This window comes from Kitasatospora sp. NRRL B-11411 (assembly GCF_000721345.1).
In the GTDB taxonomy this organism is placed as follows: domain Bacteria; phylum Actinomycetota; class Actinomycetes; order Streptomycetales; family Streptomycetaceae; genus Kitasatospora; species Kitasatospora cineracea.
In genome coordinates this window covers 1-9,017 of the sequence record NZ_JOGH01000181.1, presented here as the reverse complement: position 1 = coordinate 9,017, position 9,017 = coordinate 1, and the positions used below count along the sequence as shown (strand labels likewise).

Sequence of the window (9,017 nt, the reverse complement as noted above, 5' to 3'; positions counted from 1 at the left end):
CCCCCCGCCCCCCCTCCCGCGCCCCGCCAGGGCCGCGAGGAACTGCGCGCAGCGGCAGGCACTGGTCCAACGCCATCCCACCAAAGGGAAGTTGAACCCTGCCCCGCGCCCACTCCTCCATCTCACGCCCCGCCAGGGGCGCGAGGAACTGCGCGCAGCGGCAGGCAGTGGCCCAACGCACGCCCACCATCAGCCAGTTGCACGCCGCTCCACGCCCCGCCCTCGCCCTTCCAGCCCCTCCGCCACCCTTCCCCCGCCCCGCCAGGGGCGCGAGGAACCGCGCGCAGCGGCAGGCTCCGACCCGACACCCGCCCACCGACAGCCAGTTGCACGCCGCTCCACGCCCCGCCCCGCGTGCCCGAAGACCCCCGTAAGGTACCGCCATGCCTGCACCCCGCCCCGCCGCCGTCCTGTTCGACATGGACGGGACCCTGGTCGACACCGAGCACCTGTGGTGGCAGGCCGCGGCCGAACTCGCCGCCGAGCTCGACCTGACCCTCACCGACGCCGACCTCCCGGACGTCCTCGGCCAGGCCGTCGAGCACACCGCCGCCCACCTGCACCGCAGCAGCCGCACCTCGCGTCCGGAGGCCGACCTGGTCGCGCACCTGAACGACGCGTTCGCCGCGAAGGTCGGGGCCGAGATCGTCCCCCGCCCCGGCGCCCTCGCGCTGCTCGCCGCGCTGCGCGCCGCCGGCGTCCCGACCGCGCTGGTCTCGGCGTCCCCGCGCCGGGTGGTCGACCTGGTGCTGGACGCGATCGGCCCGCACTGGTTCAGCACCACGCTGGCCGCCGAGGACACTCCGCGCACCAAGCCCGCCCCGGACCCGTACCTGGCCGCAGCCGCCCGGCTGGGCCTGGCCCCGGCCGTCTGCGTGGCCGTCGAGGACACCCCGACCGGTGTCGCCTCCGCCCGCGCGGCAGGCTGCCCGGTGCTGGCGGTGCCGTCGGCCGTCCCGATCCCGGCCGTCGCGGGCACCACCGTGCTGGACAGCCTGGTCGACGCGGACCTGCCGTTCCTCGCGGCGCTGGCCGCCCCCGCCGCCTGATGCCGTACCTGCTGCTGGCCCTGGCGATCGCCAGCGAGGTGTGCGCGACCAGCCTGCTCAAGCTCACCGACGGCTTCTCCCGGCTGTGGCCGAGCCTGGCGGTCGCGGTCGGCTACGTGCTGTCGTTCGCCCTGCTCGGCCGGGCCCTGCGGCACATCCCGGTCTCGGTCGCGTACGCGGTCTGGTCGGGCGCGGGCACGGCCGCCGTCGCGGCGATCGGCGCGTCCTTCTTCGGCGAGTCGCTGGGCCGCCCGCAGTGGTGCGGCATCGCCCTGGTGATCGTCGGCGTGGTCCTGCTGAACCTCCGCTCCACCCACTGAGCCACCGCAGCCCGCAGCCCGCAGCCCGCGGCCCGCGCCGTGCTCACCCCACCTGGTCCGCCTCCAGCCCGGCCCGGAGGGCGGCCAGGGTCGCGGCGAGGCGGGCCAGGTCCCCGGGGGGCACCGACGCGGTCAGCGCGGCGGTCTCGGCCTCCACCACGGGGCGGGCCGCGGCCAGTTGCGCCTCGCCCTCGGGGGTGAGCCGGAGGAGGGAGGAGCGGCGGTCCTCGGGGTTCGCGACCCGCTCGCACCAGCCCGCCTCCACCAGCCGGTCGACCGCCTTGCTGACGGCACCCACCGTGATCGCGACCTCGGCGACGAGATCGAGGACGCGGCACCCGGGCACCCGGTCGATGATCTCCAGGAACTCGAACTGCCCGAGCCCCAGGCCCTGTTGGGCGCGCAGCCGGGCGCTCACGGCGTTGTAGAGCCGGGTCTCGACGCGGATCAGGTCGACGAGGACCGGAGTGACGTGGCTCACATTTCCCCCAATTGATTCCCAGGAATCTTCTTCTCTGGAATACGGTTCAGGTCAGCAGATGCATTCCTAGGAATCCATCCTCGCACACCGACCCCTTCGGAGGCCCCCGTGTCCCGTCAGCAGCGCGAAGCCCTGGACGCCCTGCTCCGCTCCGTCCCCCGCCCCGAGACCCCGCCCACCCCCGAGGAGCAGCGCACCGGCTTCGCCCTCGGCGTCGGCCGCCCCGCCCCGGAGGGCGTGGCCGTCCGCCGGACCGTCCTGGGCGGCCGTCCGGCCCTGGAGCTGGAGCCCGCCGGTGCCGCCGACCACGGCCGGCTGCTCTTCCTGCACGGCGGCGGCTACCTGGTGGGCTCGCCGGACACCCACGCGGGGCTGATCGGCGAACTGGCCCGCCGCGCCGGGCTGCGCGCGGTCTCGCCGGACTACCGGCTGGCCCCCGAGCACCCCTTCCCCGCCGCCGTCGACGACGGGCTCGCGGCCTACCGCGAGCTGCTGGAGTCGGGCACCGACCCGCGGAGCCTCGTCCTGGCCGGCGACTCCGCCGGTGGCGGGCTGGTCCTCGCCACCCTGCTCGCCGCCCGCGGCGCCGGGCTGCCGCTGCCCGCCGCCGCGGTCCTCTTCTCGCCCTGGGTCGACCTCACCCTCGCCGGGGCGAGCTACCGCTCCCGGAAGGAGGCCGATCCGCTCTTCACCGAGGCCGACATCCGCGCCTACGTCGACCACTACCTCGGCACGGGCGACCCGGCGGACCCCCTGGCCAGCCCGCTGTTCGCCGACCTCACCGGGCTGCCGCCGCTGCTCGTCCAGGTCGGGACGAACGAGCTGCTGCTCGACGACGCGGTCCGGCTGGCCGCCCGCGCCGCCGAGCAGGACGTCGCGGTCACCCTCGAAGTGGAGTCCGGCCTCCCGCACGTCTTCCAGCAGCAGTTCGGCCGCCTCGACGAGGCCGACGCCGCCCTGCAGCGCGCCGCCCGCTTCCTCACCGCCCACCTGGACGCCGCCCGCCTCGACGCCGCCGTCCTCGCCCCGGCCCACTGAACCGGCCGCCGAACCGGCCCGACCGAACCGGCTCGGTCCGGTCAAGGCCCCGGCCCGACCCGCTACTTGAGCGTGCCGCGCAGCGCGTCGACCCGGTTCGCGGAGGCGGTGAAGTCGTTGCGGTCCAGTTCCCCGGAGGCCAGCCCGGCGGCGAGGGCGGCGGCGGCGCCGTCGCCCTGGGCGACGTCCCGGCCGGAGCAGAGCAGCAGGTCGACGCCGGCCCGGGCGACGGCCATCGCCCGCTGGCCGGTGCCGCCGACCGGGTCGAGGGCCTTGGCCTCCAGCGCGTCGGTGATGGTGACGCCGTCGTAGTGCAGGCGGCTGCGCAGCTCGTCGCGGACGATCGTGCCGGACATGCCGGCGGGGGTGCCGGGGTCGAGGGCCGGGTAGACCGCCCAGGAGAGCATCACCAGTTTGACGCCGGCGGCAATCGCGTCCCGGTAGGGGCGTTCGTCGGTGCTGCGCAGCTGGTTGAGCGACAGGCCGAGGGTGACGGGTTCCTCGTCGGTGTTGGCGCCGGCGGGGGCGCTGCCGAGGCCGGGGAAGTGCTTGGCGGTGGCGGCGACCCCGGCGTCCTGCTGGGCCCTGACGAAGGCGGAGCCGAGCCGGCCGACGGTGGCGGGGTCGGTGCTGTAGGAGCGCTGCGCGGAGTCGGCGAAGTCGCCGGGGGTGCGGTAGACGTCCAGCACGGGCGCCAGGTTGAGGTTGAGGCCCTGGTCGGTGAGCGCGGTGGCGGCTTCGCCGCCGGTGCGGGTGGCGGCGGCGAGCGGGTCGGCGGCGCGGCCGACGTCCTTGGCGGACTGTTCGGGCCCGCCGGGCACCCGCCGGACGAGTCCGCCCTCCTGGTCGGTCATCAGCAGCAGCGGGCGCGGGCTGGGGCTCTGCTGCTCGGCCTCGCGGAGCCGGGCGACGGCGGTGCGCAGCGCGGTGCCGCCGCTGCCGACGTTCTCGGCGAAGAAGATCACCCCGGCGACCCGGCCCTCGCGGACCCGCTGGAGCAGCGCGTCGGGGACGGTGGTGCCGGGGTACGAGTAGACGATCCGCTGCCCGACGAGCCGGGCGTCGCCGGGGCCGGTGGTCGGCGCGGGGGTGCTCGGCCCGGGCGTGGGCGTCGGCGTCGGCGTGGGCGTCGGGCTCGGGCTCGGAGTGGGGGTCGGGGACGGCGTCGGGCTGGGGCCGGGACTGCTCGGTTCGGCGCTGCCGGTGGTCGTTCCGGCGCCGCCGGAGGGGCTGCTGCCGCCGCCGCTCCCGGAGGAGCCGCAGCCGGTGAGCAGCGCCAGTCCGAGGGTGAGCACTCCGAGCGAACGCACTGACCGCAACATGCCATCAGATAAGCACGCCGGGACGGCCCGAACCAGTACCGCGCGGCCCCGGGGCGTCGCCGGGGCCGCGCGGTCACCGCCGGTGGGCGGCCGCCGGGGTCAGCGGGCGGCCAGCAGCGCGGGCAGTTCGGCGATCGAGGCGAGCACGTGGGTGGCACCGTCGGCGCGCAGCCGGGGCTCGTCGTGCGCGCCGGTGAGCACGCCGGCCACCACCGAGGCGCCGGCCCGGGTGCCGGTGAGCATGTCGTAGCCGGTGTCGCCGGCCACCGCGACCTGCCGCACCGAGTCGGTGCGGGTGCGCAGCAGGGCGGTGAGCGCCAGGTCGGGGTGGGGGCGGCCGCGGCCGGCGTCGGCGGGGCAGAGCGTCAGGTCGGCGATGTCCTGCCAGCCGAGCGCGGCCAGGATGCGGTCCTGGGTGGTGCGGGAGAAGCCGGTGGTGAGCGCCACCTTCCGGCCCTGGCCGCGCAGTTCGGCGATCGCCTCGGCGGCGCCGGGCAGCGCCTCGCAGCGGCCCTGGTCGACCAGGGCGTCGTAGGCGGACTCGAAGGCGAGGTTGGCGCCCTGGGCGCGGTCCTCGTCGCCGAACAGGTGCCGGAAGACGGAGATCTTGGACTCCCCCATGGTGGCCCGGACGTGCGCCAGCATGGCGGCGTGCTCCGGGCTGCCGGTCTCCACCCCCTGGGCGCGGGCGGCGGCGGCGAAGGCCAGCTCCACCAGGCCGTCGTCGGCGACGGTGGTGCCCGCCATGTCGAGCACCACCAGGGTCACATCGTGCGTGGTCATGTTCAGCCTCTGTCGGTTCACGGAAGGATGGGCGGGGCCGGGCGGGGGCTCAGAGCCCGGCGGCGTCCGCGGTGGCCTCGGCGATGGCCGGGGAGCAGGTCATGCCGCGGCCGCCGGGGCCGGTCACCAGCCAGGCGGTGTCGGCGAGTTGCTGGCGGTGGACGACCCGGGTGGGGTCGGTGCACTGGGCGTAGACGCCGGCCCAGCGGCGGCGGGTCCGGGGCAGCGGGCGGCCGAGCAGGTCCGCGGCGACCTCGGCGAGGTGGTCGTACGGGTCCTCGACCACGTCGAAGCCGAACGGCTGGTCGTACTCGTGGGTGTCGCCGACGGTGAGTCCGCCGTCCTGGCGCTGCACCATGAGCAGCTGCATCCGGTGCTGCTCGGCGACGGGCGGCTGCGGCTGGCCGGCCCGCAGGGCGTCCAGCTCGGGGCCGGCGAAGGCCGGGTAGTAGCGGAAGGAGTCGCCGTCGGCGACGGAGGTGGTGAGGGTCTCGCCGAGCGGGTCGGTCTGCATCATCTGCAGGCGGACGCGGCGCACCGGCAGGTCGGGGGCGAGTTCGCGGACGAGTCCGCCGAGCCAGGCGCCGGTGCACAGCAGGACGAGGTCGCCCTCGTGCAGCTGCCCGTGGTCGTCGCGGACGGCGCGGTCGCCGACCAGGTCGCGGACCTCGCGGCCGGGCAGGAAGGTGTAGCGGCCGGTGGCCTCCAGCGCGGCGCGCAGCGCGGGCTGGGCGAGGCGGGGTTCGACGGCGGCGTCCCGGGTGCAGTGCAGGCCGGCCAGGTAGCGGCCGCGCAGCGCCGGGTTGAGGGCGCGGACCTGGTCGGGGCCGAGCAGCCGGTAGCCGCGGGACTCGGCGTCGGGGAGCTTCAACGCGGCTTCGGCGACGGCGAGTTCGGCCTCGGTGCGGGCCAGGGTGAGCGAGCCGTTGGGCCGGAACCACAGGCCGGGGACGCGGGCGCCGATCTCCTCCCACAGCTCGCGGGCCCGCAGCGCGGTCGCCAGTTCCGGCCCGGCGGCCCGGCCGCTGACCCAGACCAGGCCGAAGTTGCGGACGGAGGCGCCGCGGGCCTCGGTCTCGCGTTCCAGGTGGACGACCTCGTGGCCGCGTTCGACGGCCTGCCAGGCGTGCATGGTGCCCAGCACGCCCGCTCCTACGACGATGACTCTCATGCGGACAGGCTCGGGCGCCGAGGTGGCCGCCAGTGGTCGGACTCCCGTCGCGGAGGTGAACCGCCCGCAAGAGTTGTCCATACAACCTGGCCACCCGGGCGTCCGTGGCACGGCACCCGCGCCCGCCTCGGCGCAGCACGCGCGCGTGCAGGTACTCGCGTCAGCGCAGCACGCGCGCGTGCAGGTACTCGCGCCGCCCGAACCGCGGCTCGTCCACCGCCGTCAGCTCCTCCACCTGGAAGCGGTACAGCGCGGCGGCGCCCCGCCCGGCCAGGAACTGGGCGGCGACCTCGGGGTCGGCGGCGAACGACGGGTAGCGGCTCCGGTAGGCGGCCAGTGCCGCCTCGGCCTGCCGCCCCCAGGCCTCGCCGGCGCTGCCGGTGAGCTGGATGCCGCGCAGCTGCTCGCCGTAGGCGGGCGGCTGGAGGTGGACGGTGGCGGCGGCCCGGGCCTCCTCGGCCAGGTGCAGGCTGTGCCGGGTGGAGCGCTCGCTGACGAAGTACAGCACCAGGTCGGAGTCGAAGGCGTAGAAGGCCAGGTTGGCGTGCGGGCCGCGCTCGGGTCCGGCGGTGGCGAGGCTGAGCACCGTGCTGTCGGCGAGCAGGCCCTCCACCCCCTTCCCGAGCTCGTCCGCGGGCCAGTTCCCCTGGATGACGTCGAGTCGGTACGGCATGGCGCGTCCCTCCGCAGAGCTGCAGGAAAAAGCGAGCCGGGCGGGGGAGTGCTCCCCTGCCCGGCTCACATGCTCTCCCCGTGCGGCGCGGGGGCACAAGAGGCCGGCCGGCCCGGATCGATCAGGCCCCGAGGGCCCCCGGACCAGCCCGTTCAGGCCGCTCCGGCTCCCAGGAAGGACCCGAGCGGGCCGGTCCTGAGCCGGTCGACCAGCGGCGCGGCCCGTCCGGCGAGCGCGGCCAGCGGGAGCGCCACCAGGATGCCGACCAGCGCGGCGACCAGCACGTCGTGCGGGTAGTGCGCGCCGACCCAGACCCGGGAGGCGCCCATCAGCACGGCGGCGGCCAGCGCGATCCAGCCGAGCCGGCGGTCGGCGTACCAGAGCGCGGCGGCGGCGGAGAACGCGGCCACCGTGTGGTTGCTGGGGAAGGACCAGTCGCCCACCGGCGCGCAGGACTCGATCACGAAGCTGCCCGGCAGCTGCTGGCACGGCCGGACCTCCTCGACCAGCGACTTGAGCACCGAGTTGACCAGGTAGGCGACCACCATGATCAGCGGCGAGGCCAGGACCCGGGCCATCACCACCGAGTCGGCGGCCCGGGCCCGCCACCAGGCCCAGAGCATCAGCAGCGCGAACACCACGATGCCGTACGCGGACCAGGCCTTGACCAGCTGGTCGAACCAGTGCGGTGCGGACTCGGCCCACCCGGTGACCCGGGTGTAGAGGCCGCCGTCGATGCCGCTGCCGTCGTAGGCGAGCAGGCGGGCGGGAGAATGAACATTCGGGATCACAGGGACAACATGTACCAGAACGGGCGCGGCGGACGGCGCACTCACCGCTCCGAGCGACAGGGTCAGGGGCAAGGCTGGCGGACCTCCCATTACGTTGGAGGGCGTCCGTACGGGGACGCACCCCAGCGTCTACAGTGCTGTAGACGTCCACAGGACTGTAGACGAATCCCGGAGGTTCGCGCGACATGACGGACACGCCCGCCCGTCGGCCCGCGGGAGAACTCGAGGCCCAGGTCCTGGCCGCCCTCTGGGCCGCCGACGGCCCGCTCACCCCGCAGCAGGTCCAGCACGTCCTCCCCGCCGACCTGGCCCGCACCACGGTCGCCACCATCCTGGCCAGGCTGCACGAGAAGGGCACCGTCTCCCGCACCAAGGCCGGCCGGGCCTTCGCCTACACCCCGACCGTCCAGGACGCCGACGGGCTCGCCGCCCGGAGGATGCGCACCGAACTCGACCGCGGCCGGGACCGCTCCACCGTGCTGGCCCGCTTCGTCTCCGACCTCTCCGGCGAGGACGAGCGCCTGCTCCGCGAACTCCTCGGGGAACAGCCGTGACCATCGCCATCTGGGCCCCGCTGCTGCTCCCGCTGCTCGCCGCCCCGCTCGCCCGCCGGCTCGCCGACCAGCTCGCCCCGCGCGCCGCCGCCCTCACCCTGGCCGCCACCGCCGTCGCCCTCGGCACCGCCGCGCTGGCCTCGCTCGGCCTGCTCACCGTCACCGGCCTGCTGCACCTGCCCTACGGCGCCGCCCTCGCCCACCTCTCCCCCGCGCACTGGCACCCCAGCGAACTCTCCGAGTTCGAATGGGTGCCCACCGCGGCCGCCGCCGCCCTCGCCCTGCTCACCGTCACCGTGCTGGCCGCCCGCACCGCCCGCCGCCAGCTCGCCGACCTGCGCCGGGCCCGCGCCGCCACCGGCGACCTCCCGGCCGGCCCGCGCGCCCTGCTCCGCCGCCCCGGCCCCGCCGCCCTCACCGTCCTCACCGACGACCGCGCCGACGCGTACGCCCTGCCCGGCCGCCCGCCCCGGATCGTCGCCACCACCGGCATGCTCGCCGCCCTCACCGGCCCCGAACGCGCCGCCCTGCTCGCCCACGAACGCGCCCACCTCGCCGGCCGCCACCACCTCCTGCTCGCCGCCGCCGAGTACGCCGCCGCCTGCCACCCCGCCCTGCGCCCGCTGCGCCCCGCCCTCGGCTACCACCTGGAACGCTGGGCCGACGAGTGCGCCGCCACCGCCGTCGGCGACCGCGCCCTGACCGCCCGCGCGATCGGCCACGCCGCCCTCGCCGCCGCCCGCACCCCCGCCGCCCCCCGCCCCGGCCTCGCCCCCGCCGCCACCACCGGCCCGGTCCCCCGCCGCGTCCGCGCCCTCCTCACCGACCACCGCAC

General features: G+C 76.3%; 11 protein-coding genes. 5 read left to right on the top strand and 6 right to left on the bottom strand.

Annotation, left to right across the window (positions count from 1 at the left end; genetic code table 11):
- Window positions 1-383 precede the first annotated feature (383 nt).
- Window positions 384-1,049 (top strand): HAD family phosphatase, encoded by a 666-nt coding sequence (locus IH44_RS0137540; RefSeq protein WP_030464331.1) that lies wholly within the window; start codon window positions 384-386, stop codon window positions 1,047-1,049.
- Window positions 1,049-1,369: a multidrug efflux SMR transporter gene (locus tag IH44_RS0137535; protein ID WP_030464330.1), complete on the top strand. Its 321-nt coding sequence runs from the start codon at window positions 1,049-1,051 to the stop codon at window positions 1,367-1,369. Before IH44_RS0137540 ends, IH44_RS0137535 begins: the two co-directional genes overlap by 1 nt.
- Window positions 1,370-1,412: 43 nt before the next feature.
- Here the strand turns inward: IH44_RS0137535 and IH44_RS0137530 are convergent, their stop codons facing one another.
- Window positions 1,413-1,850 carry a MarR family winged helix-turn-helix transcriptional regulator gene (locus IH44_RS0137530; RefSeq protein ID WP_030464329.1) on the bottom strand — a complete coding sequence of 146 codons (438 nt, stop codon included), beginning with the start codon at window positions 1,848-1,850 and terminating at the stop codon, window positions 1,413-1,415.
- Window positions 1,851-1,958: 108 nt separating this feature from the next.
- Between IH44_RS0137530 and IH44_RS0137525 the strand changes: the two genes are divergently transcribed.
- Window positions 1,959-2,888 carry an alpha/beta hydrolase gene (locus IH44_RS0137525; protein WP_030464328.1) on the top strand — a complete coding sequence of 310 codons (930 nt, stop codon included), beginning with the start codon at window positions 1,959-1,961 and terminating at the stop codon, window positions 2,886-2,888.
- A 62-nt stretch (window positions 2,889-2,950) separates the two neighbouring features.
- Here the strand turns inward: IH44_RS0137525 and IH44_RS0137520 are convergent, their stop codons facing one another.
- The 5 genes from IH44_RS0137520 to IH44_RS0137500 all read right to left on the bottom strand — a co-directional run bounded on the left by IH44_RS0137520 (window position 2,951) and on the right by IH44_RS0137500 (window position 7,628).
- The gene (locus IH44_RS0137520) at window positions 2,951-4,198 is read right to left on the bottom strand and encodes a glycoside hydrolase family 3 N-terminal domain-containing protein (RefSeq protein WP_232795248.1); all 1,248 of its coding nucleotides are present in this window, start codon (window positions 4,196-4,198) and stop codon (window positions 2,951-2,953) included.
- A 111-nt stretch (window positions 4,199-4,309) separates the two neighbouring features.
- Window positions 4,310-4,993 (bottom strand): phosphonatase-like hydrolase, encoded by a 684-nt coding sequence (locus tag IH44_RS0137515; RefSeq protein WP_030464326.1) that lies wholly within the window; start codon window positions 4,991-4,993, stop codon window positions 4,310-4,312.
- Window positions 4,994-5,042: 49 nt separating this feature from the next.
- On the bottom strand, window positions 5,043-6,164 hold the full coding sequence (locus IH44_RS0137510; protein WP_030464325.1) for a TIGR03364 family FAD-dependent oxidoreductase: 1,122 nt from the start codon (window positions 6,162-6,164) through the stop codon (window positions 5,043-5,045).
- 160 nt (window positions 6,165-6,324) lie between these two features.
- Window positions 6,325-6,837: a pyridoxamine 5'-phosphate oxidase family protein gene (locus IH44_RS0137505; protein WP_030464324.1), complete on the bottom strand. Its 513-nt coding sequence runs from the start codon at window positions 6,835-6,837 to the stop codon at window positions 6,325-6,327.
- 152 nt (window positions 6,838-6,989) lie between these two features.
- Window positions 6,990-7,628: a phosphatase PAP2 family protein gene (locus IH44_RS0137500; RefSeq protein ID WP_030464323.1), complete on the bottom strand. Its 639-nt coding sequence runs from the start codon at window positions 7,626-7,628 to the stop codon at window positions 6,990-6,992.
- Window positions 7,629-7,813: 185 nt separating this feature from the next.
- On the opposite strand from IH44_RS0137500, the gene IH44_RS0137495 reads away from it, so the two are divergent.
- Entirely contained in the window at window positions 7,814-8,182 is a 369-nt protein-coding gene (locus IH44_RS0137495; protein WP_030464322.1) for a BlaI/MecI/CopY family transcriptional regulator, read from the top strand.
- Window positions 8,179-9,017: M56 family metallopeptidase (locus tag IH44_RS0137490; RefSeq protein ID WP_030464321.1), on the top strand; the 839-nt coding region annotated here is incomplete at its 3' end. The genes IH44_RS0137495 and IH44_RS0137490, both read left to right, overlap by 4 nt.

Coding starts and splice junctions, on each gene's coding strand:
- IH44_RS0137515 (WP_030464326.1), bottom strand. CDS start 4,993: ATGACCACGCACGATGTGACCCTGGTGGTGCTCGACATGGCGGGCACC.
- IH44_RS0137535 (WP_030464330.1), top strand. CDS start 1,049: ATGCCGTACCTGCTGCTGGCCCTGGCGATCGCCAGCGAGGTGTGCGCG.
- IH44_RS0137495 (WP_030464322.1), top strand. CDS start 7,814: ATGACGGACACGCCCGCCCGTCGGCCCGCGGGAGAACTCGAGGCCCAG.
- IH44_RS0137505 (WP_030464324.1), bottom strand. CDS start 6,837: ATGCCGTACCGACTCGACGTCATCCAGGGGAACTGGCCCGCGGACGAG.
- IH44_RS0137510 (WP_030464325.1), bottom strand. CDS start 6,164: ATGAGAGTCATCGTCGTAGGAGCGGGCGTGCTGGGCACCATGCACGCC.
- IH44_RS0137540 (WP_030464331.1), top strand. CDS start 384: ATGCCTGCACCCCGCCCCGCCGCCGTCCTGTTCGACATGGACGGGACC.